Origin of the sequence: Microcoleus sp. Pol17C6, from assembly GCF_036701145.1 — a bacterium.
In the GTDB taxonomy this organism is placed as follows: domain Bacteria; phylum Cyanobacteriota; class Cyanobacteriia; order Cyanobacteriales; family Microcoleaceae; genus Microcoleus.
In genome coordinates, this window is the sequence record NZ_JAUBQH010000008.1 from 40,799 (window position 1) to 65,114 (window position 24,316).

Annotated in this window: 16 protein-coding genes and 1 tRNA gene; 5 read left to right on the forward strand and 12 right to left on the reverse strand. The window is 46.9% G+C overall.

The window, feature by feature from the left end:
- Nucleotides 1-19: 19 nt before the first annotated feature.
- From QUA25_RS06440 to QUA25_RS06460, 5 genes are all read left to right on the forward strand, one after another.
- Entirely contained in the window at nucleotides 20-5,812 is a 5,793-nt protein-coding gene (locus tag QUA25_RS06440; protein WP_333036445.1) for a PAS domain S-box protein, read from the forward strand.
- Nucleotides 5,813-6,065: 253 nt separating this feature from the next.
- The gene (locus QUA25_RS06445) at nucleotides 6,066-8,924 is read left to right on the forward strand and encodes a hybrid sensor histidine kinase/response regulator (RefSeq protein ID WP_333036447.1); all 2,859 of its coding nucleotides are present in this window, start codon (nucleotides 6,066-6,068) and stop codon (nucleotides 8,922-8,924) included.
- A 198-nt stretch (nucleotides 8,925-9,122) separates the two neighbouring features.
- Nucleotides 9,123-9,599 (forward strand): chemotaxis protein CheW, encoded by a 477-nt coding sequence (locus tag QUA25_RS06450; protein ID WP_333036449.1) that lies wholly within the window; start codon nucleotides 9,123-9,125, stop codon nucleotides 9,597-9,599.
- A gap of 66 nt (nucleotides 9,600-9,665) precedes the next feature.
- Nucleotides 9,666-10,421: a pentapeptide repeat-containing protein gene (locus QUA25_RS06455; RefSeq protein WP_333036451.1), complete on the forward strand. Its 756-nt coding sequence runs from the start codon at nucleotides 9,666-9,668 to the stop codon at nucleotides 10,419-10,421.
- A 16-nt stretch (nucleotides 10,422-10,437) separates the two neighbouring features.
- On the forward strand, nucleotides 10,438-10,692 hold the full coding sequence (locus tag QUA25_RS06460) for a hypothetical protein (RefSeq protein WP_333036453.1): 255 nt from the start codon (nucleotides 10,438-10,440) through the stop codon (nucleotides 10,690-10,692).
- Between the two features lie 274 nt (nucleotides 10,693-10,966).
- Here QUA25_RS06460 and QUA25_RS06465 read toward each other — a convergent pair whose 3' ends face one another.
- The 12 genes from QUA25_RS06465 to QUA25_RS06520 form a co-directional block, all read right to left on the reverse strand.
- Nucleotides 10,967-11,128: a hypothetical protein gene (locus QUA25_RS06465; RefSeq protein ID WP_333036456.1), complete on the reverse strand. Its 162-nt coding sequence runs from the start codon at nucleotides 11,126-11,128 to the stop codon at nucleotides 10,967-10,969.
- Between the two features lie 6 nt (nucleotides 11,129-11,134).
- Complete coding sequence (gene urtE / locus QUA25_RS06470; RefSeq protein WP_333036573.1) at nucleotides 11,135-11,833, reverse strand: urea ABC transporter ATP-binding subunit UrtE; 699 nt, start codon at nucleotides 11,831-11,833, stop codon at nucleotides 11,135-11,137.
- Between the two features lie 206 nt (nucleotides 11,834-12,039).
- Nucleotides 12,040-12,786 (reverse strand): urea ABC transporter ATP-binding protein UrtD, encoded by a 747-nt coding sequence (gene urtD / locus QUA25_RS06475; protein ID WP_333036457.1) that lies wholly within the window; start codon nucleotides 12,784-12,786, stop codon nucleotides 12,040-12,042.
- Between the two features lie 134 nt (nucleotides 12,787-12,920).
- Nucleotides 12,921-13,643 (reverse strand): TIGR00266 family protein, encoded by a 723-nt coding sequence (locus tag QUA25_RS06480; protein WP_333036459.1) that lies wholly within the window; start codon nucleotides 13,641-13,643, stop codon nucleotides 12,921-12,923.
- A gap of 186 nt (nucleotides 13,644-13,829) precedes the next feature.
- Nucleotides 13,830-14,972, reverse strand: coding sequence for an urea ABC transporter permease subunit UrtC (gene urtC, locus QUA25_RS06485; protein WP_333036460.1), 1,143 nt, complete (start codon nucleotides 14,970-14,972; stop codon nucleotides 13,830-13,832).
- 27 nt (nucleotides 14,973-14,999) lie between these two features.
- Nucleotides 15,000-16,154 (reverse strand): ABC transporter permease subunit, encoded by a 1,155-nt coding sequence (locus QUA25_RS06490; RefSeq protein WP_333036461.1) that lies wholly within the window; start codon nucleotides 16,152-16,154, stop codon nucleotides 15,000-15,002.
- A 447-nt stretch (nucleotides 16,155-16,601) separates the two neighbouring features.
- Nucleotides 16,602-17,921: an urea ABC transporter substrate-binding protein gene (urtA, locus tag QUA25_RS06495; protein ID WP_333036463.1), complete on the reverse strand. Its 1,320-nt coding sequence runs from the start codon at nucleotides 17,919-17,921 to the stop codon at nucleotides 16,602-16,604.
- 524 nt (nucleotides 17,922-18,445) lie between these two features.
- Nucleotides 18,446-18,518 (reverse strand) — tRNA-Ala (locus QUA25_RS06500).
- Nucleotides 18,519-18,638: 120 nt separating this feature from the next.
- A complete protein-coding gene (locus QUA25_RS06505) occupies nucleotides 18,639-19,367 on the reverse strand; it encodes an HAD family phosphatase (RefSeq protein ID WP_333036465.1) in 729 nt (242 codons plus the stop codon).
- A gap of 123 nt (nucleotides 19,368-19,490) precedes the next feature.
- Nucleotides 19,491-20,390, reverse strand: coding sequence for a class I SAM-dependent methyltransferase (locus tag QUA25_RS06510; RefSeq protein ID WP_333036467.1), 900 nt, complete (start codon nucleotides 20,388-20,390; stop codon nucleotides 19,491-19,493).
- Between the two features lie 247 nt (nucleotides 20,391-20,637).
- A complete protein-coding gene (locus QUA25_RS06515; protein WP_333036468.1) occupies nucleotides 20,638-23,196 on the reverse strand; it encodes an ATP-binding protein in 2,559 nt (852 codons plus the stop codon).
- 301 nt (nucleotides 23,197-23,497) lie between these two features.
- Nucleotides 23,498-24,223 (reverse strand): TVP38/TMEM64 family protein, encoded by a 726-nt coding sequence (locus tag QUA25_RS06520; RefSeq protein WP_333036470.1) that lies wholly within the window; start codon nucleotides 24,221-24,223, stop codon nucleotides 23,498-23,500.
- Nucleotides 24,224-24,316 lie beyond the last annotated feature (93 nt).

Here is a 24,316-nt window from a genome sequence, read left to right on the forward strand (position 1 = left end):
TTTGCCCATCCTTAATTTTATGATCAAAATTCTCTATACCTTGATCGCAACGACTTTAACCCTGACGTTGCCTGACTTCTCCCAATCGGTGCTAGCTGGAGCTGCTAATTGCATCATTTGTGTGTGTTACTTTGCCATCGCCTGGATAATCAGCTTAGGTTTGTGGCGAAACCGTCAATTCGGGTTGGACATCTTCGCCACAGCCACAGCAGCCATATTTTGGACCTGCGCTTTCGGCCACAGCGGCCACGCCGCCGAATACCTAGGGCTGCCCCACTCTCCAGTGGCACAAACTGTGTTCGATTGGATCACTGTAATGGCGGCGCTCGTTTTTTTGAGTTTGTCCAACCGCTACGGATTCTTAGTAGGTTCTACCCGCATCCTTAACGCTAAAAAAGAAACAGAACAAGCACTGAGCGAAACTAACCAGCGATTTCACGCAATTTTCGACCAAGCTTTTCAAGCGATCACATTATTGGAGCCAGACGGTACTGTGCTCGAAGCAAATCAGACAGCGCTAGAAGTGGGCGATTTCCCAGCATCAGAAGTGCTGGGGCTGAAATTTTGGCTGACACCTTGGTGGGCCTCAACTCCAACCAACCAGCAGCGCCTAAAAGCGAACATTCAACAAGTTTCGGCCGGTAATTTTGTCCGTGAAGAATACGAAATCATCGGCCCCAATAACCATGTGACAGTAATGGACGTGTCGTTTAAGCCGCTGTTAAATGCAACAGGAGAAATATTTCAAATCCTCGCCGAAGGCCGCGACATTACCCAGCGCAAAAAGGCAGAAGCCGCATTGCAGCAGCTAACTGCAGAACTAGAGCATCGAGTGAATGAAAGAACCGAGCAGCTCCTGCAAACTAACGCACAAATGGAACAGGAAATTCGCGATCGCACCGCAGTACAAGAGCAATTAAAAGCCTCAGAACAATTCTTAAACAACATCCTCAACAGCATCCCCGACCCGATTTATGTCAAAGACCAACAGCACCGTTGGATCATATTAAATGATGCCTTTTGTCAATACATAGGTCATAGCAGAGAAGAACTAATTGGCCAATCCTACGACCAGTTTTTGCCCAAAGAGGAAGCAGAGACATATCGAGAAAAAGACGAATTAGTTTTTTCGACAAATACCAGCACCGAAATCCAAAAAACCATCACAGATCCAGCAGGAAACACCCGCTTTGTCTCCGCCAAAAAATCTACCTTTGTAGATGCCGACGGCAGACAATTTCTCGTTTGCGCGATTAGAGATATCACCAATCGCGTGGAAATGGAAGAACAACTGCGGCACACACTCGCCGAAGCAGAAAGCTCCCAAAACTTGCTGCGTACAGTCATTGACGCTACGCCAGACTGCATTTTCGTCAAAGATCGAAACTTGCGCTACACCCTAGTCAATGCAGGTTTCGCCGCCGCATTCGGCAAAACTCAAGCAGAAATTATCGGCAAAGACGACGCAGAAATCGGCATATCGGTCGATCGCATCTTCCCCAACTTCCACGCTCAAACCGATTCCGAGAACCAAATCCAAAACTTCCGGGCCGGCAACCACCTCGCCCCCGGTTCCAACGACTTAGCCACCTTAGCCGACGGCAAAGTACACAGCTTCGACACCCAGAAATTGCCCCTCAAAGATGCAGAAGGCAATATTTTAGGAATGCTCGGCATGGCGCGCGACATCACAGAGCGTCGCAAATCGGAAAAAGAACTATTGCGGTTCAAAGCAATTTTAGAAACCACAACAGACTGGGTAGGCATCGCCGACTCCCAACAGCGCGCCATTTATCTCAACCGCGCAGCCAGAGAAATGTTGGGAGTTGGCGACGACGCAGATTTAACTGGAATCAGCATTTCTGACCTGACATCCCCCAAAAGTATCGACACTATTGTGAAAGTCGGCATCCCCGCAGCTTGCCGAGACGGGGCGTGGAGTGGCGAGACAGTTTGGCAGAGTTTAGACGGCGAAGAAATACCAGTTTCTCAAGTAATTGTTGCCCACAAATCCGAGAATTCAGAAGTTGAATTTGTCTCAACGATCGCCCGCAACATTACAGAACGCAAGCGCGCAGAAGAAGCATTGCAGCAGAACTTGCAAATGCTCGACCTTGCCAGCGACGCCTTGATCGTTCGGGATATAGACGGCACGATTAATTATTGGAGTCAGGGAGCCGAACGGATGTACGGCTGGACAAAAAAAGCAGCCTTGGGAAAAGTCACCCATACTCTATTGCACACCATTTTTCCCCAGCCTTTCGCAGCTATTTCGGCACAGTTAGAAGAGCAGGATTATTGGGAAGGAGAAGTAATTCACACCACAAATTATGATGCCAAAATTACCGTATTTAGCCGCTGGAATTTGCAGCGAGACGAACATGGTAAACCCAAAGCTATTTTAGAAACTAACAACGACATCACGGATCGCAAGCAAGCCGAAATAGAAAAACAAAGATTGATTTCGCTCGTAGAAAGTAGCTCTGATTTTATCGGCACGGCTACCCTAGAGGGAGAGGCAACATACCTGAATGTCGCGGGAATGAAACTAGCAGGATTGCCAAATATTGAAGAAGTAAAAAGCAAAAGCGTTTATGACTTCTTCTCAGCAGAAGATGTTAATATTTTCAAAGAAGAAATCCTGCCGGCTACTGTGCGAGACGGTTTTTGGCAGGGCGAATTCCGCTTGCGGAACTTTCAAACCGGCGAAAACTTTCCGGTTGACTTCACCCTATTTACCGTCAACAACCCAGAAACGGGCGAGCCTATGGGGCTAGCTACAGTTAGTCGCGACATCAGCGATCGCAAACGTGCAGAACAGATGCTGCGCGATCGTGAAAGACTCTTCCGAGCCATTTTCGACCAATCTTTCCAATTCATAGGTCTGCTCAAACCGGACGGCACCGTTTTGGAAGCCAACCAAACAGCCTTGGCCGCCGCAGGCCTGCGGAGCGAAGAAATAATAGGCACTCCGTTTTCCGAAACCCTGTGGTGGCAGATTTCCCCGGAAACCAAGCAACAGATACAAGAAGCGATCGCCCTCGCAGCGGCCGGCGAGGTAGTCCGTTACGAAGTGGATGTGCTGGTTGCCAACGGTGCAGTGGCGACCGTTGACTTCTCCATCAAACCCATCACAGACGACAGTGGCAAAGTCTTGATGCTAATTCCAGAAGGCCGTGACATCAGCGATCGCAAAGCCCTAGAACGAGAATTACTTTTGCGTCAAAGCCGCTTTGACGCATTTTTCACAGCCGCCCCCACCTCAATGTGTATTTTTGACGAGCAGTTGCGCTTCGTGCAAGTCAACGAGAAATTAGCGGCAACCACCGGCGTCTCAGTTGCCGAACACTTCGGTAAGACGGTGAGGGAAGTTATACCCGAAATGAGCGATACCCAAGTGCCGATGTTGCAGCAGATTCTCGCCACCAACCAACCGTTGTTAAACGTTGAGGTATCGGGATCATTCTTCAACGAACCGGGCGTCCTGCGAGATTGGCTGGCGTCATACTTTCCTTTGCCCGGCCCTGACGGCAAACCGATAGGTATCGGGGCTGTGGCGATCGAAATTACCGATCGCAAAAAAGCAGAAGAAGAGCGCGATCGATTTTTTACCCTTTCCCTAGACTTGGTTTGTATTATAGATTTTGAAGGCAAATTCAAGCGCCTCAATCCCGCTTGGCAAACAACCCTAGGCTACAGCCTAGAAGAAGTGAAAGACCAATCTTTTCTCAATTTTCTCCATCCAGACGATCGCGAAGAAAGCATAGCCGCAGCAAAAAGAATAACCGAGGGCACAGAAATAAAGTTCTTTGAAAATCGCTACCGCTGCAAAGACGGTTCCTACAGATGGCTGTCGTGGAAAGTGCGACCTGAAACCGAACAAAAGCTCATGTATGCAGTCGCTCGCGACGTTACCGAAAGCAAACAGGCGATGGTGCAACTGGAAAAAGCAACAGCTCAATTAGCCAGTTCCGAAGACCAATTTCGACAGCAAAGCAATCTCTTGCAACTGCTAATAGACAGCATTGGCGACGGCATAATTGCTGCCGACGAAAAAGGCAATTTTCTTTTGTTCAACCCCGCCGCCGAAGATATCTTTGGCATGGGTGCGACAGATGCTGTTCTCAACGAATGGTCGGCAAAATATGGTTTATTCTTGCCCGATACGGTAACTCCCTACCCCCCAGCCGACATACCTTTAGCGCGCACGGTTCGAGGAGAAGCCGTTGACGACGTAGACCTTTTCACCCGCCACGCAGGCAAGCCAGAAGGCCTGTGGGTGAAAATTAACGGCCGGCCACTCAAAGACGAAACGGGGGCGCTTAAAGGCGGCGTAGTAGTTTGCCGCAACGTCACTGAACAAAGAGCATCTCAGCAGCGAATGCAGCAGTTGGCAGAGGCACAGGAACGCTTGCTGCAAGAACTCAAAACTCGGCAGAATGCCCTAGACGAATCGGCCATCGTCAGCGAAACTGATGTCCAAGGCATGATTACCTACGTCAACGACAGATTCATTGAAATCTCCGGTTACAGCATGGGAGAACTCCTGCACCGCAACCACCGCCTCATCAATTCCGGCTACCATCCCAAATCATTTTTTGAAGAAATGTGGGTGACACTTTCTCGCGGTTTGGTGTGGCAAGGGGAAATCAAAAACCGACGCAAAGATGGCTCGTTTTACTGGGTATATTCAACGATCTCCCCCATCTTTGATACCAGCGGCACAATAGTCAAATATATCGCCATTCGCTTTGACATCACCGAGCGCAAAGAAGCAGAAGAACGACTAGAAAAATTGGCCGCCGAACGCAAAGCTGAAGCTGATTCTCTGACGCAGCAAGTCCTTAAATTGTTGGGAGAAATTAAAGGGGCTGCTCAAGGCGACTTGACAGTCAGGGCGGAAGTGACTAACGACGTTTTAGGTGCTGTCGCCGACTCTTTCAACTTCTTAATCGGTTCTCTGCGGAAAGTGGTAACGGGAATTCAAACTTTAGCCGAACAGGTAACATCTGCCACCGACGAGTCAATTACCAATACCAGTCAACTCACCCAACAGGCAGAAATTCAAGCAGCAAAAATATCTGCTATCATGCGCGAAATTGAGCGGATTGTGAATTCGATCCGCGACGTGCGAGATGTTTCGGTGCGTGCCGAAACAGTCGCCCAGCAGTCTTCTCAAACGGCTGAAGTCGGCGGTATGGCGGTTGATCGAGCTGTCGAAGGCATTAACGGGCTCCGGTTGACGATCGCCTCTACCTCGAAAATGATGAAGCGTTTGGGCGAATCTTCGCAGCAAATTGGCAAAATTGTAACTTCGATTTCTCAACTTGCTTCGCAAACTAATTTATTAGCTCTGAATGCTACTATTGAGGCGGCGCGAGCCGGCGAACAAGGTTTAGGCTTTGCAGTTGTTGCCGAAGAAGTGCGGAAATTAGCAGAAAGATCCGCCGGGGCTACTGAGGAAATCTCGGAAATTGTCGGTACAATTCAAGAAGAAATCAGCCGCGTGATGAAGGCAATGGAATCGGGAACGCTGGAGGTAGTGGAAGGCACTAAGCTAGCAAGCGAAGCTAAAACTCACCTCAATGCCATCATCGAAGTTAGTCGAGAAATGAATGCTTTGGTGCAGAATATTACTAGCGCATCTGCCAAGCAAACTGTTTCGGCTGAGGGAATTGCTAACAGTATGCAGCAAGTCAACGAGATTGCGAATACGACCGCACAAAAAGGTGCGGATGTCAAAGCATCTTTGGACGAGTTGTCTGGTTCTCTGGGCCAATTGCAAAAGTCGGTGGCGAATTTCCGCAGTTAGTTCAGTTGACAGTTGACGGTTGACGGTTGACGGTTGACTGTTAACTGTTCACTGTTGACAGTTATACGAATCACTAATAACTATCGTTGTTGCCGGGGCGGGTTGAGAAATATCCTGAAGGCGAAGTTATAGATAATCGTGAACCCGCCCCGAAAACAATTACAGTTAAATAACGGGACATCATATATAAAAAAACTGACAACAGTTAACAGTCAACAGTTAACTGTCAACAGACAACAGACAACAGACTAATATGAATGATGACGATTTAAACGAATTAATAGATGCTTTTACCGCAGAATGCGAAGAGTTTCTCCAGTCAATGGAGACGAATCTGCTGGCGATGGAAGCTGCGGGTTTGAAAGAGCGACAAGCGGCAGTTAAAGAAATGTTTCGGGCGGCGCACTCGATTAAAGGTGCGGGTTCGATGTTGGGCTTTCAAAACGTATCGGCGGCGGCTCACACGCTGGAGGACTGTTTTGTCATTTTGCGCGATCGCACAGACTTGTCGGCTCTGGAACCGACTACTGTGAGTGTTTTGCTGCAGGGGGTGGATGCTCTCAAAAAGATTACGATCGAATCAGTTCAACACTCCGATGTCACAACTCCGGATCAAACGGAAAACTTGGAGGCGATCGCCCAAATTTTCGCCCAGTTCCAGGCCAAGTACGGCGAGTCAGAACAGCCGCCAGTCCCCGCAGCCAGCCAATCGCCCGCCCCCGACACCCTGAAACTGATTTTTGAACAGCAAGTGCCGGCACTCTTCAATCGCCTAGAAACCGAGCTTTCCCAAGCTTCCGAGGCAGATTTGGCAAAAAGTGTCACCGCCCTCAACCAGGTTTACTACCAACTCTCCGGTTTGGCTGGAATGCTGCTATTGCCGGAATTTGGGAAAATCGCCGCAGCCCTCAGCGCTTTGATCGACTCTCCCGACTTGACTCTACAACGGTTGCAATCCGAGGGTTGGGCGATCGCCCAAAACTTGCAAACCGCACGCCAACAAATATTGGAAGGAAGGGCGATCGACATCCCCGACATCTCCCCCTCCCCCACTCCCCCCGACTCCCCCCCACTCTCCGACTCCCCGCCATCCCCGGAAATCTCCCCCTCCCCCTCCCTCTCCCTCCCCGACTCTCCCTCTCCCTCCCCGACTCTCCCCGACTCCCCGACTCTCACAGTCTCCAACCCGCAAAGACCGACCATCCGGGTAGACTTGGAACGCTTGACAGAATTAGTGAATCTAGTCGGAGAATTAGTCATCAACCGTACAAATTTAGAACTTCAAGAATCCGAACTGCGTGGTGAAGTCAAGCGCATCCGCCGCAATATCGTAGATTTAAACCAATTCGGCGGTCAGTTGCGAGAAGAATACGACAGACTGACTTTTGCAGAGTGGAGAGGGGGAAACGGGAACTCTGGATTCGGAAAACTTGCAGCAGCAGAAACTGAATTCCCCATGATTGCTAACGGCAAATCCTCTCCGGTTCATGCTCACTTCGATATCTTAGAGATGGATCGTTATACAGAGTTCCACTCGACAGCCGCAGAAGTCATCGAAACTGCCCAAGCAATTTCTCACTCCGCCACCAAATTAGACACCTTAGCGATGAAATTCGAGCGCAGTACCGACCAACTGCGCCGCATTACCGAACAACTACGCAGCCGCGTCATGCAGTTGCGAGTCGTGAGTTTCAGTCGCGCCGTCGATCACTTGCCCAGAGCGCTCCGGGAAATGTGCCTCACATACGATAAAGATGTCAACCTGCTGCTAGTGGGAAGAGACACCAAAATTGACGAAAGTTTGCTCGACGCTTTGCGCGATCCCTTAATACACTTAGTGAGAAACGCTTTCGACCACGGTATCGAAATGCCCGAAGTTCGGAAAGCAAGTGGCAAGCCCGCCAGCGGTCAAATTGAAATAGAAGCCCGCCACCAAGGCGGCCAAACGATTATTACTGTCGCCGATGACGGCAAAGGCATTGACCCGGAAATGATTCGCCGTAAAGTTGTCACAAAGGGTTTGGCGACGGAGGAACAAGCTCAAGAATTTTCCATTGCCGAACTCTACGATTTTCTGTTTTGGCCGGGTTTCAGCACTGCAGAAGGGGTCAGCGACCTTTCGGGGCGGGGAGTCGGGCTCGACGTGGTGCGAACAAATTTGCGGACTGTGCGGGGGACTGTGAAGGTAGACTCTCGCCTGGGAAAAGGTACGAGTTTTATTATTAAACTGCCACTGCTGCTGTCGATTACTGATGCTTTGATGGTGAAGACCGATCACAATAAAATAGCAGTGCCGCTGGATGCAGTCGAGGAAATTCTGCACATTAAAGCCTCGGAAGTTCACATTGCCGGCAATCAGCCAATGCTGTGGTGGCGGGAGGAATTTATTCGTTTGGTGAGGATGCAAGATTTGCTCGAATATAGCGTCGTCGGGCCGGATGCCCCCTCTCCTGACCCTTTGACCCAAGACGAAATTCCCGTCCTGGTTTTGGCTTCTACCGAAGGAATGCTGGCGGTGGCCGTAGAACGGCTCATCGGTCAGCAGGAAATAGTGGTTAAACCTTTGCCACCGCCTCTATCCAAGCCTCGCGGCGTTTTGGGGACTACGATTTTGGGGGACGGGCGCGTGGTGAATATTCTGGATGTGGACGATTTGGTGGGCCAACCTGGGGTAAATAGTTCGATCGCCGCTGTCTCCGGTAAAGTGCAGGAGATAACGCCGAGTTCGAGTAAGTCACCGCTGATTTTGGTAGTGGATGATTCCTATACAATTCGCCAGTTGCTGTCTATGACGCTGACTCGTGCTCGCTACCAGGTGGTACAGGCTAAAGACGGTGTGGATGCCCTGGAAAAGTTGCAAAATGGTCTTGATTGCAGTTTGGCGATCGTGGATATTGAAATGCCTCGGATGGATGGATTTGAATTGTTGCGATCGATCAGATCGACTGAGCGGTTTGCTAAGATTCCCGTAGCCATGCTGACATCCCGTAGCGGGGAAAAACATCGGCAAATGGCAATGGAATTAGGCGCAAATCAATACTTCACCAAACCTTACAGCGAAGCCCAACTTTTACAAGCCATCCCCAAATTAATCCACCAATCAATAATTTAATCCATAATCTCAAATTTCCATCAAATAATCCCTAATGTCAAACAAAACTTAGGTCAAAAGTAATTGAATACGCAAATAAGAGTGGGAACTACGCACCCGACTCACCTACTCAAATCGAATAATCTAAAATCTAAAATCCAATAATCCTCAATCTAAAATCTAAAATCCAATAATTCTTAATCTAAAATCTAAAATCGAATGACTCACGCCAATTACAATCGCCGCTTTCGGAGCAAGAAACAAGCCACTGTTAGAATTGCCCCTAAAAAATTTGTTTCCTTTGAACTGGGAAATATTTACTATGCTGTTCCTATCGAACGAGTGGAGCGCATTGTTAAAAACTTTAAGGCCTACGGTCTTTTACCGAACGGTAATAGTCTACTGCGGCATCAAGAAGAACTGATTACCATAATTAATTTATCCAAAATATTTCCCAGCAGTCCGAGCATTGCTGACTGCAAATACCTGATTATTTGTACCTTAAATAAAAGCGATCGGTTAGGGATTCCCCTTCCTGAGATGCCAAAAATTTTGGAAATTACCGAAGAAAGCTTCTGCGAGATTCCCGAATTGTACCGTCAACAACAACTGCCTCCGGTAATAGAAAAGTTAATTCGCGCACCTGATGGTTCCGAAGTTTTTTATCTAAATTTTGATTTATTTAGCGAAATGTAGGGTTTTCACTTTTCGAGGTATTATACCATATAAATGGTATTTTCGCAAACAAAAAGTTATAGATTTATGAAAAAACTCACCATAATGTCGATCGCCCTACTAATTTTTGCAGCAACTCTCGAACTGCCGAAGGTGGGGCTGCAACTAAGTGCGATCGGGCAAATAGAAACACCCCAACCAATCCCAACACCCCAACCAATCCCAACACCCCAAACAATCCCAACACCCCAACCAATCCCAACACCCCAACCACAAACACCCCAACCACAAACACCCCAACAAATCCAAACACCCCAACAAATCCAAACACCCCCAATACAAACACCCCAACCAAAACCAGCCGACCCCAAAAACCTCGGCTACGTCTCCCCAGAATTTGCCGAAAATTTCTCCCAGCAACAAATCGACCAAATCAACGCCAACGTCGAAATGCTGCTGCTAACTCAAAGCTGCTCCCGCTGCGACCTCCGCGCCGTAAAATTAGTTAACATTAACTTAAAAAATCCCATCCTTACAGGAGCAGATTTATCAGATGCCAACCTCAGCGGTAGTCGCTTCGAGATCTCAGATTTTGTCAACACCAATCTAGCTCGCACAAACTTAAGCGGAGCCGAATTAGTAGGAGCGAGAATCAGCAACGCTAACCTCAGAAAAGCTAACTTGACAAAGACAAATCTAGACGGTGCAGACCTGCGATTTTCCGACTTGAGAGATGCCAATCTTTCCGATGCCAACCTCCGCAATGCTAATATAGATGGCGCTAGTATCGATCGAGCAAGTATGGCCGGCACCACAATGCCAGACGGCAGGAAAAATCAATAATAATAGAGGTAGTCTTATGTCGCCGATTAAACAACGCCTTCTCGAAGCGATCGAACGGACTCCTGAGCCACTTTTAGAGCAAACGCTGGCATTTCTGGAATTTTTGACCAGTCGGACACAATCCGCGATCGCCCCAGACTTCGACTCAGATTTTGACTCAGATACCGACTCCAACGAGCAAATCCTCGCCGATCTGAAAGCCTCCCTCCACCAAGCCAAAGCGGGACAAACCTTTCCCATATCGGAACTCTGGGACGGTATCAATGTCTGATATGTCAGTCCAAGTCACATTCACGGTACTCTTCAAACGTCGCCTCAAAGGACTCGCTAAAAAGTATCGCCAAATTCAAACCGATATTCAGCCAGTCCTTGATGAGCTTATCCAATGAAACTTCATAGGAGACCAGATTACAGGGACTCAATACACCGTTTACAAAGTCCGGGCTAAAAACAGTGATTCCCAAGTTGGTAAGAGCCGCGGTTATCGCTTGATTTATCAAGTTGAATCACCGACTCAAGTTGTTTTACACCTGATTTACTCGAAATCAGAACAAGCAAATGTGTCCGCCGAGGAAATCCAAACTGCGATCGCAGAATACCAAGCGAACCCAGACGAATAAGCCATTTTTCAAATCTAAACGCTTGCCCTTCTTGCTCTTTGAGGCGATCGCTGTCATCGTCAAAATCCGTATCGTGCCTTCCTTCAATTCTATTCAAACAGCCAAAAACCTCTGAATCACCTCATCACTTAACTCCCTAGTGCTTCCAGAAGCCACAATCCCGCCTTTTTGCATAGCATAATACCAGTCAGCTTGCCGCACAAAATGCAAATGTTGCTCCACCAACAAAACAGAAATTCCCCTAGTAGCAACCACACGGCGCACCGCAGCTTCTATGTCTAAAATAATAGACGGTTGAATCCCCTCCGTAGGCTCATCCAAAACCAGCAACTGCGGCTCACCCATCAAAGCCCTAGCAATAGCTAACTGCTGCTGCTGTCCCCCGCTCAAATCACCTCCCAGGCGATCGAGCATAGTTTTCAAAACAGGAAATAAATCAAAAATTTCATCAGGAACTTCAGGATTTTTGATTTTGGTTGGTTTCGCTTCCAAACCTAACAAGAGGTTTTCCTTCACCGTCAAACGGGGAATAATTTCGCGCCCTTGAGGCACATAACCAATCCCTAATCTAGCCCGCTGGTGAGTCAACTTAGAAGCAATAGATTCTCCGCCAAAAGCAATAGTGCCGCTGCGCGGTTGCAGCAACCCCATAATCGTTTTTAGCATAGTAGTTTTGCCCACACCATTGCGGCCGATCAAGCAAACCATTTGCCCCGCCATGACGCTTAAATCGACATCGCGCAAAATGTGACTTTCGCCGTAATAAACATTCAAATTAGAGACTTGTAGCATAGTTTTTAATTGGTAATTGTGCCTGAAATTAGTAGCAACTAACAAATAACTTCTTCCTTCTTCCTTCTTCCTGATATCCCTTACATCCGTTACATCCGTTACATCCGTTACATCCGTTACACAATCCGTTGCCGAACTTCCTTCTTCCTGATATCCGTTACATCCGTTACATCCGTTACACAATCCGTTGCCGAACTTCCTTCTTGTTACTCTTCCGGTTTGCCCAAATATACCTCAATTACCCGATCGTCATTTTGCACCTCATCCATAGTCCCCTCACACAAAACCGCACCCTGATGCAACACCGTAACCTGCCGCGCAATTTGCCGCACAAACTCCATATCGTGTTCAATTACCAACACCGAATGACTTTCCGCTAGCGAAATTAGCAACTCACCAGTTAACATCGTTTCCTCATCCGTCAAACCCGCCACAGGTTCATCTACCAACAACAAATCAGGAGATTGAGCCACCAACATTCCAATTTCCAACCATTGCTTTTCCCCGTGAGAAAGCAAACCCGCCGAAATATCAGCTTTAGCAACTAAACCAATTGTTTCTAACAAACCGGCAACCGTGCGTTTTTCAGCAGCAGAAGCAGGCTTGAACAAAGTCGAAAAAACATTTTTATGGCGGCTGCAAGACAATTCCAAATTTTCGCGTGGCGTTAAATTCAAGTAAACTCGCGGCGTCTGAAACTTGCGACCAATTCCCAAGCGCGAAATCCTATCTTCGGACAGCTTACATAAATTCTGTCCCTTAAATAACACCCGGCCCTCTGTCGGCTGCACTTTCCCGGTAATCGAATCGAGAAAAGTTGTTTTGCCCGCACCATTGGGCCCAATAATAACTCGTAGTTCGCCCGCATCCATGCTGAAATTTAAACCGTTAATGGCTTTAAAACCATCAAAACTAACAGTCAAGTTTTCTATTTCTAATACTTTGCCATTCATAATTAGCAATTAACTCACTAATGGATAACAACTGATACCTTTTGTAGGTACGGAGAGAAAATTTTTCCTTGGTTTAGCAGATTTTATACCCTGCCGTAGCACCATACTTTATACTTTTTTTTAGCAGTTTCTTCTCAACTAAAACTGCTAGAACTGCTCGAAATAGGAGGGGGAGCTGCTGCTAAAATGCGCTCAGCTAACTTCGAGAGGGGCAAACTTTGCACATATACTTTTCCAGGCCCAGTCATCTTTGCCAAAAACAAGCCTTCACCTCCAAACAAAGCATTTTTAAACCCGCCCACAAATTGAATGTCGTAGTCTACTGTGGAAGCAAAAGCTACTAAACAGCCTGTGTCCGCCCGCAACACTTCGCCAACTCCTAAATTTTTCTCAACTATTGTTCCTCCCGCATGAACAAAAGCTAGCCCGTCACCCTGCAATTTTTGCAGAATAAAACCTTCTCCGCCAAAGAAACCGGCACCGAGTCGCTTGGTGAAAGCTACCTCAATTTCAATCCCGTTGGCCGCACAGAGAAATGAGTCTTTTTGACACAAAAATTTACCGCCAAGTTGGCCTAAATCTAGGGGAATTACTTTACCCGGATAGGGGGCGGCAAAAGCGACGCGGGCCTTGCGATTTCCGGCGTTGACAAAGGTGGTAATGAAAAAACCCGCTCCTGTCAGCATCCGTTTGAAACCTTGAAATAAGCCCCCGCCTGTGGATGTTTGCATTTGGATGTCGCCTTCCATGTATGTCATGGTTCCAGCTTCAGCCCTGACGCCTTCTTTGGGGTCGAGTTCAATCTCGATGAGTTGCAAATCGTCGCCGTAGATTTTGTAGTCAATAATATCTGCCATATGTTTCCCCTTAAGTTAAAAAACGAAGCTGTTTGCTAGGGATATCTAAGTAGGTGGATATATATATTGCGTCTCCTCCGATAGAAACGCAGCTTTTCCCCAGTCTATTGTGATTGCTTTGTTTGTCTCTTCCAAGTGAAATTAATTTATTTCCACCTACTTATAAAGTACACGATATTTTGGCACTCAATGTTCAAGTTCTTCTTTTTCGAGCTGCACTTGGGGGTCTTGTTCCAGGCTGGGGTAAGTAGATACGTACTTCGGTTTTCTGAACAAGCTGCGGATTTGGTCGAAACTTTGATCTTGCAGCCATCCGACTATGCCGTCGGGCAGGACTGTTACTACTATTAAAAATAGCGCGCCTTGGAAAAATAGCCACACTTCGGGAAATTGTTCGCTCAAAAAACTCTTGCCAAAGTTGACTAGCAGCGCTCCTAATATTGCTCCAGATAATGTGGCGCGACCTCCCACTGCGACCCAGATTACCATTTCAATTGAAAAGGCAATATCCATTGCTTTTGGCGAAATAATTCCGGTTTGTACGGTAAATAATGCGCCTGCAATCCCGGCTAAACCGGCCGAAATAGCAAAGACTAAAACTTTGTAGCCTGTGGGATTGTAACCTGAGAAACGCAGGCGCACTTCGTCGTCGCGAATGGCTACTAGCAGGCGGCCGAAACGCCCGCTGGTCAGCCATCTGCAGAGGGCGTAAGTTGCTGCTAGAAAGAGTATGGTGAGAATGTAGAAAATATATTGAGTATCTCGGTCATTTACTGTGGCTCCGAACAGGGTTTTAAAGTCGGTGAGTCCGTTGGTGCCGTTAATCAGTTTTTGCTGGCCGTTAAAGAAGTTGAAAAATACAATGGTTGCTGCTTGAGTGAGAATTGAAAAGTAAACGCCTCGAATTCGATTGCGGAAGACTAAATAACCTAAAAGTGCGCCCAAGATGGCGGGGATGAGAACTACTGCTAATGCTGAGAAAGGAAATGAATAAAATGGTTGCCAAAACCAGGGGAGTTCGGTAACGCCGTAGAGGTTCATAAATTCTGGCAATTGACTGCTGGCGGTTGGGGGAATTTGCAATTTTAGGTACATGGCGAAAGCGTAACCGCCGATCGCAAAAAATACCCCATGCCCTAAACTGAGCAAACCCGTGTATCCCCAAATCAAGTCTATGCCGAGGGCGGCAATTGCTAGTGCTAAAAATCGCCCCAATTGATTGAGCCTAACATCGGGGAGTATTCCTGGAATGAGCAATATGAATGTGAGGGCGATCGCGCTGACAATTGCCGCTTCTTTTAGCCAGGGTTTTTGATGTGTTTTCTGCATTTTTCGGTACACTCGCAGTTGTAATTTTTAATTTTCTACCGTCCGCCCTTTTTGCGGAAAAATCCCTCCCGGCTTCACTTGCAGAAAAGCCATAATTAAGGCGAATACCATTACTTTTGCCATGCTGGTTGTGGCGAAAAATGTGAAGAAGTCGGCTAAAGGCTTGACTGGAGCGAACATTATTGCTAAGGTTCCCGAACCGATCAGGTAATTTGCAGTGCCGATCGCGATCGCAGCAACTACACTCCCCACAATCTTGCCGACACCGCCCACAACCACCACCATAAACGTATCGACTATATAATTTTGTCCGGTATTTGACCCTACCGAACCAATCAAACTAATCGCGCACCCAGCCACACCTGCCAACCCCGAACCCAAAGCAAAAGTCAGCGCGTCTACTTGTTCGGTAGGAATTCCCAAACACGCACTCATGCTGCGATTTTGCGTCACGGATCTAATCCGCAATCCCCACACAGACTTTTGCAAAAATAGGTAAATTCCCGCCAAACAAATTCCTGTCAGCACAATAATAAAAATTCGGGCGTAGGGCAACTGAAAATTGCCCAGCGGTATGCCACCCCGCAACCATTGCGGTGCAGTTACATCCACGTTTTGAGCGCCAAACCAAGGTTGAGTTACTGCCAGTTTGTAAGTTTGCCCTAAAAAAGCGCTCACCGCCCAGGAAATACCCAAAGATAAAGGCAAAATTAGGGCGATAATTTTGCTGCGAATGCGATCGAAATCCAGGCGAGATTTCAGCAACCGCAAACCGCCAAAAAACAGCAAACAAAACACCGCAATCCCAATTACCAGCACCCAACTAACGCTGCGGACAAACTGCTGCAAAATTAAACTTACACCCCAAGTTGCCAGCAGAGTTTCTAGCGGCCGCCCGTAAAGATAGCGAATCACTCCGCGTTCGAGAATCAATCCTACCAATGCAGCTACTAAAAAAGCTAGGGGAATTGCAAATAAAATATAGGTTTCAAAAGCAAATCCTCCCATACCTTTGAAGACATTTTGCACCACGAAAGTTGTATAAGCCCCCAGCATCATCAACTCGCCATGAGCCATATTAATTACGCCCATCAGCCCGAAAATAATCGCTAATCCCAGGGCGGCAATTAGTAAAACTGCGCCGATGCTAAGGCCGTTAAATAAACCATCTAATATCGCCAATTTTGTTACTCCTGCATCAAGTCTCTTAACTTTGTTCGCGGCTAATTAGGGGCGGATTTTACCCCATTGCTGTCAACTTAAACGTCGAGTTTTATATAAAAAATGCTTAGACTCAGTATCTCGATCCCCCTAAATCCCCCTGATTAAGGGGGACTTTGAAGACTCAAGTTATCCTTGATTAAGGGGAGTAGGGGGTGACGCAAGAACGCTCTTGTCCGCCCTTAATAAAAGGGGGATAGGGCAGGGCGGTTTCATTTTCTTGTAGGGGCAAACCCCCCGTGGTTGCCCCGATGCCTGAAAAGCCCATAAAATCATCTGTGGGTGGGGGCGGGCACAGGGGCACCGCCCCTACAAAATCCTGGTTTTTTTGAGAATGAAACAGCCCTGGGGGTTAGGGGGGAGCGAAGATACGTTACCAACGTTAACAAAACTGGTATTACCTACTTATCAAGCTTTGAACTTGCCACCTTTTGCGGGGTCTGACCAATCGCAAGAAAAGCCTTTTGTTTCAGCGACAAATTGATTCCAAGGCACGGGTTTCACTGCTGCTGGTGTAGCAAAAGCGATGTTAAACAAACCGTCTTCCCTCACTTCGCCCAACCGCACAAATTTAGAAAGGTGATGGTTAACATCCATCGTTACTGTGCCCCCAGGCGCGTCAAAGGTTTGACCCAAAGCTGCTGCCCGCACTTTTTCCAAATCGTCGGCTGTCCCTGCTTTTTCGACGGCTTGCTTCCACAGGTAAACCATGATATAAGCTGCTTCCATCGGGTCGTTAGTCACTCTATCGTTGCCGTATTTTGCCTTGAAAGCTTGCACAAATTTTGTATTGGCCGGAGAGTCTACAGTCATGAAGTAATTCCAGGCGGCATAATGACCTTTAAGATATTCTACGCCTATCGCCTTTACTTCTTCTTCGGCAATACTGACGGACATTGACGGATATTTGTCCGGCCCCAAACCTGCACCCTGCAACTGTTTGAAAAATGCTACGTTGCTGTCGCCGTTGAGGGAATTGAAAATGACGCCCCCGTCTGGCAAAGCTGCTTTAATTTTAGTAATAATTGGCGTGACTTCTGTCCCGCCCAAAGGAATGTAATCTTCCCCAACTAATTCGCCGCCTTTGGCTGCTAGCTGTGCCTTGATAATGGTATTTGCAGTGCGGGGGAAAACGTAGTCAGACCCGACTAAGAAGAATTTTTTGCCTTTATTTTCTAGCAGCCAGTCAACGGCTGGTTCGATTTGTTGGTTTGGTGCCGCGCCGGTATAAAAGATATTTTTGGAACACTCTTGACCCTCGTATTGTACGGGATACCAGAGCATGTGATTTTTTTCTTCAAATACTGGCAATACTGCTTTGCGACTGGCGGAAGTCCAGCAGCCGAAGACGGCGACAACTTTATCTTGGTCGATCAATTTTTTGGCTTTTTCGGCAAAAGTCGGCCAGTCTGAGTTGCCATCTTCTACGACTGCTTCGATTTGTTTGCCGAGGACGCCACCAGCTTTATTAATTTCTTCGATCGCTAATTGTTCGGCATCGACAACGCTTTTTTCGCTGATTGACATCGTGCCGCTCAAGGAATGTAAAATTCCTACTTTGATCGTGTTTCCGCCCCCGGCTGCTGCTGGTGTAGTTCCTGTTGATGTGGGAGAAGCTGCTGGAGTTGCTGTTGGAGTTGGAGTTCTACAAGCTTTGAGAAATAAACTTGATGTTAGGGTAGCAGAACCGTATAAAAGAAATTTCCGCCGATCGAATCGCTTTGTCATTTTTTCTTGTTACTCTTGAATAGATGAGTCAGATGATTGAGAATAATAACACATAGCGATTTGATATTAAGACTCGCTTCAGCAGACTGTTGTATTTTTAGCTACAAAACTTATTCTTTTTGACAAAATGAATGTTTTATGGGGATTGAGGGCAACTGCGGCAGAAACCGGGCTGATACCTTGTTAGATTTTAGATTGACTGATGACATCAGGGTTGGGATCACGGGCTTACCGGATTTTTTTGGAAATCTGGTTTAGACACCAAAATACGTCTTTTCAGCAATTAGTGTGACATTAGAAACTGGGTTTCTTTACATAAATTATCTTATTGATGCTACCAGTTAGGCAGGAACTGGGTCGATCGCACAAAATAGAAAGCGGGTTTCTCGCTCTCCACAGGTTATTGATGCTAAAACTTAGGCAGCAACTGAGTCGCTCGCACACTCATAGGCGAGTATCAAAGCAGGTGACGATCGCACTTCGCTTTGAGTACGATCGTCACCTGTAGTAATGCCCCTGATTTATGGAGAATAGCGGACTCGAACCGCTGGCCTCTGCGGTGCGATCGCAGCGCTCTACCAACTGAGCTAATTCCCCTGATTGAGTTTTAATTTAGCATTTTAGATGCCGGATTGCCGAATCTAAAAGGCTTACAGGTCTTGCTGGCTCTCACGTTCGCAGACCGTCACTTACACTAGCACGTAACTGCTAAAAAGGTCAAGAGTTTTCTGCGGCCGGCTCAGTGGGGGCGATCGAGCAAAGTGCCGCCACTCTATCCAACTCTAAATCAGCAAAATAGTCCACCGTCCAATTAGCTTGGCGCTGGATCATGTGAAACGGGTAAGTGTGAGTCACACCCGCAACCTGAATCCCCGCTTTTTTCGCTGCTTCAATCCCCGCAAAAGTATCTTCCACCGCCAAACACTCGATCGGTTGCAGGTTAAAGTCGGGATATTTCTGGTTGAGAAGTTCCACAGCCAATAAATAGCAATCCGGTGCTGGTTTGCTCGCCGTCAAGTCGTCGCCTGCGACAATTAACTCAAAGTTTGGTGCCAAACCGGCCCGATCTAACACCAATTCTATATCCGATCGCATTGCCCCGCTAACTACGGCCATTTTCAGTCCGGCAACCCGAATTTTATCAATAAATTCTGCCAAACCGGGATAAATCGGCAGTTTCTCCAAAGTATCTATTTGAGCTTTGTAAGCTTCTGCCTTGCGCTGCAGCAGTCGATCGAGATATGTTTCTGTTAGATATCGTCCTCGGCGCTTGAGCAGTTCGGTAATGCAAGCGCGATCGCTCCTTCCCAAACAAACTTCTCGAAACTCCCCACGTTTGAGCTGGAGATTTTCATCGAGCATCAATTGAGCGATGATTTTCTCGTGAATCGGCTCGTCATTAACAATCACGCCATTAAAATCAAATAAAACAGCTTTTAGAGTCATTAGTTAGGAGTTAGGAGTTAGGAGTTAGGAGTTATTAGTTATTAGTTATTAGTTATTATTCAGTCCGCGAAGGCGGACTTTATTTGTGTAGCCCCGACTTCCAGTCGGTGGTTATTCTGTAAATCAAGCGGGAGCTGGAATGCCCGGTAAATCGCCATCAAAATCAGGAGTTCGATCGCCCCAATTCCACCCCCTCGCCACATTTGCCTGTTCCAAATCTTCCCCAGGCAAAGGTTTCACGCCCTGCGTCACCTGATTTACCCACCAGTGTTCGTGAGTTTGCACCGCCGCGAATCCAGCCGCCCCCGCCCAAGCATCGAGGCTGCCAGCCGCGTAAGACTTAATATAAGGCTCTTCAAAGATATCAGTCAGCCACTCTGTTTGCCGCAAAGTTTTTTGATTTCCGTCCAAAATTGCCACTTGTCCCCCAACCTTCAGCAGTCGGAAGCTTTCTCGCAAAAATGCCCGCGATACAGCAGGTGGCGTCTCGTGAAACAGCAAGGAAGCTGCGACTAAATCAAAGCTGGCATCGGGGAAAGCAACGCTTTCAGCATTTCCGTGCAACCACTGGATATTTAAGCCGGCTTTTTGCGCTTTCATGTCGGCAACTACCAGCATATAAGGCGACAAATCCAGCCCGACAACTTCCGCTGCGGGAAAAGCCTGCTTGAGCATGAGCGTTGTCGAACCGGTGCCGCATCCCAAATCGATAATTCGGCGCGGTTTCACCCGCACAGCGTCAATTAAGCCTTGCCTGACGACTGTTTCATGGGGAGGCAAAATATATTGCGTGATGGGATCGTAGGAAACGGCGGCACTGGGGTTGAGGTAGCCACGTTTAATGCCGTGAAAGTTTTGGCTGGTGTAATATTCGGGATAAACTAAATCGGGTTGTCGGTAGCGATCGCCCGCTGTTTCCCAGTCGATACCTTCGTATAGTCGTTTCAGTGCTTCTTCGTCGATCGCCAGTCGAACCAGGGGCGACAAAAAGCGCTCGAAAATTGTATCCTTGCCAACAGCCATAAAACACCTTTAACAAAAACTCTTCTAATTTTAGCCAACGGCCGTCAACTTAGCATTAATTAAAACTGTTTACCCCCTCTTCCCTCTTCCTTCTAGCCCTTACCTCCGTTACAAAATCCGTGGGCTTCCTTTCCACTTCCTTCTTATACCAGTTTTTCCAAAAAATGCAACTATATACCAGCTTAAAAAGATTGTTTGATCGGGCATTTTAAAATCTCAAATCTCAAATCTCCAATCTCAAATTGTATTACTTCTCGTTAGTAATAGGAATTTTTACCAAACACTCCGTACCCCCGCCAGGAGGTCGAGAAATTGTGATGCTGCCACCGTGTCCATCTACTACAATTTTGTAGCTAATTGCCAACCCCAAACCCGTGCCTTTGCCCACCTCTTTAGTAGTAAAAAATGGGTTAAAAATTTGGTCTTTAACGCTGTCGGGAATGCCGGGGCCGTTGTCGGCGATCGCCACTTTCAGAAATTTAGCGCCATGTTCCCGAACTACTCCCGTGGAAATAGTAATAATTTTATCCAGGCGATCGATCTCGTTCAAGGCATCGATCGCATTACTCAGCAAGTTCATAAACACCTGATTGAGCTGAGAGGGATAGCACTCGACTGAAGGCACTTTTCCGTATTTCTTGACTATATAAATTCTATTTTTAATGCGGTTGGAGAGCAGCAGCAAGGTATTTTCTATACCTTCGTGAATGTCCGCTAGCTTTTTGTCAGATTCATCCAGGCGAGAAAAGTTTCGTAAAGAAAGAACTATGCTGCGAATGCGTTCGGTTCCTATTTTCATAGAATTCAATATATGCGGCAAATCTTCCTCGATAAATTCTAACTCGATTTCTTCGCTAAAATCTGCGATTTCCTGGGGAACCTCTGGGAAGGCTTCTTTGTATAAACTCACCAACTCTAATAAATCTTTAGTATATTTGCTGGTGTGAGGCAAATTAGCTGAAATGAAGTTAACGGGGTTGTTGATTTCGTGCGCTATCCCAGCCACCATTTGACCGAGGGATGACATTTTTTCGTTCTGCACTAAATGAGTTTGAGTTTTTTTCAGTTCATTTAAGGCACTATTAAGCAGTTTTACTTGGTCTTGGGTTTGACTGTAAAGGTGAGCTTGAGTAATTGCGATCGCCAATTGGTCTGCTACAGCTTTTAACAGTTGGATTTCCTCCCGGCTCCAAAGCCAATGAGTAGCGTGGCTACAAATTAAATAACCCTGCGGTTGATTCTGAGTCTGGACAGGTACGGCTAAATAGCTATTAGCTTTAAGTTCGGGCGGTTGAGTTACACCCTTCGCCCAAGTGTCCATCGAAAGAATAATTGGTTCGCCTTGACCACTCCGTACTAACACATTTTCGAGAAAGTAAGGCTCAAACTTTATGCCTTGTGTGGGAGAATCAGATGGGCAACATTCCCATAGGATTTGTAACGTTTTTTCTTGCGGTTTATACCAACCAAAAGCCGCCAGTTCTAGGTGCAGCAAACTTACTATTTCTTCGACTGTACTTTGCACAATTTGGTCTAATTCTAGGGAAGCGCGAATGCGTCCGGCAATCCGGTTGAGCATGGCTTCTCGCTCCGCTTGAGCGCGATTGTTTTCGGACGAGTAAATTAGCCAAATTGCTGCTAGCATTGCCGGGATGAGCAGTCCGGCTACTACGGAGGTCAGCAAATTTAATGCTTGCAGTTGGGATTCAATATTTTCACGGGGAATTACTAAAGCCATTGACCAGTTAACTTCCTTGAGTGGAGCATAGGCCACATACACCCATTTGTTATCTATTTTTACCAGTTTGATGTTCGTCTGGCGGTCGATCATCTGCCGCGCAATTGTGGAGAGAGCGGGGTCTTTTGACTGTAAAAAGCTTGGGGCCTCCTGGTCGATATTTCCGATTAAGTTATTGTTGGGATGAACAATTGGCACTCCTTGTGAATTGAGCGCAAAAGCATAACTGTCGGAACCGTACAGCAAGCTGTTAGCGACAGATGTTACTCGGTCTAATTTAATGCTGCCTGAGAGGACTCCAATTACTTGATTGGGAGCGGGAGGTAAGGCCCAAATAGGAGCTGAAATAATAATCGTAGAAACTTTTGTACTGCGGCCGATCAGCGGATCGGAAACGTTGAGCTGCCCGGCCATTGCTTTTTGAAAGTGTTGGCGGTCTTTGCTGTTCGCGCGGTGGCCTAAAGTGTTGATAAATAAGCCGTCGGGTTGAGTTAATGACAGGACGAAATACTCTTTTAATCTGTATATTTCTCCTTGTAACCGGGGCTCGACTAATTGCCAATTGAGAGTGCCAACCGTAGGATCGTAAGCAATGGTTTCTATTTCTGCTTTGCGGCTGCTGAGCCAGCGGTCGATTTCATCGGTGCCTTTTTCTAGTTTTAATAGTGCTATTTGCTTTAAATTGTCCAGGATTAGTCCGCGTACAAAAAAATAGCTGATGCAAGCAGTTGTGCTAATGGTTAAAGCGGTGGTGCCCAGAATTAGCAGGGTCAGCAAATGGCGGCGCTGCCGTCTGTGCTGCCAAAGACTGTGCGCTTGCTGCCACTGCGATTGAGCAGAATTGCAGATGTTGTCCCAAAAGTGGCGCAGCTTTTTTGTTTGGTGTGGCGGCGGCGCAGACACAGATCCGGCTTGATTTGCTGGGTTTTGCATCATCAAATGTTCTCTCCGAATCAAATTCATCAAACGGTAATGGTCATTCGGCAGAATTAATATCAGCCAAGTCGTGAGAGCAGTTTCAGAAAAATAATGCAATTGTAGGGCGGTGTTCCCAACCCTGGTAGGCATCAGTCATTCCAATCTCAAATCTCAAATCTTACATTTAGAATGGTATGACTTGCATTCCTGACTGCAAACAATTCTTATTCCGATCGCACGCTTGCCTTCTATTTTGGCATCAGCTTTATATTTTGACCTTCGGTTTACCTAATTGAGGTAACAGCTTTACGATATCTTTAATATCTATCTCGTTTGTATAACAAAATAATTATAAATAACACAGAGAAAACACGGAGTTTTTTAAATTAGCCATGTATTATAAGGTAGAGGTAAATACTTATTGACAATTTTACTAATTTGCGCTGTGGTTTCAAGGGGAAATTTTTTCGTCTAAAGCTTTTTTTGCCAAGCGGGTTGCATAAACGGTGAGGGCGATCGTTGCTACCAAACCAATGCCGTAGAGAGTCCACTCAGCAGTAGTGCGCGATCGCCCGCTAGATCCGAGTGCAGCCAAACTCCCGGCCAGGGAACCGATATAAACATACATCACAGTTCCAGGAATCATGCCGATCCAAGATGCCAAAAAATAATCTTTTAAAGATACCTGGGTGACTCCAAAAGCATAGTTAAGCAAATTAAACGGAAAAATGGGAGAAAGTCGCGTCAGCAGCACAATTTTCCATCCTTCAGAAGCAACTGCGGAGTCGATCGCCTTAAATTTTTGATTGCCCTCTATCTGTTTGGAAACCCAGTCGCGCGTTAAATACCGCCCTACCAAAAAAGCGCAAGTTGCGCCTAAAATCGAGCCGATGGAAACACAAACAGAACCGCCAACGACTCCAAACAAAACGCCAGAACCGAGAGTCAGCAAAGAACCGGGGATAAATAGAACCGTTGCGACAATGTAAATTAGAATAAAAGCTGCCGGGCCCCAAGGGCCGAGACTCGCGATCGACTCCAAGGCATTTTTCAGAATTCCTTGAAAGTTAAAAAACCTGGTAGCTGCAATTAAAGCCACAGCTAAACCAATCCCTAAAATCAGCTTCCACCTGTTTGATGCTGGCGGGTTTTCACCGGGCGATCGCGAATCATTCATTACCTAAACTCCCCAGTCTAAATTGCATACACCCTAAGCTTGGCAGTTGCGCTTTAGCGCTGCAATACTCTGTAATAAAGCGCAACTTTCCCT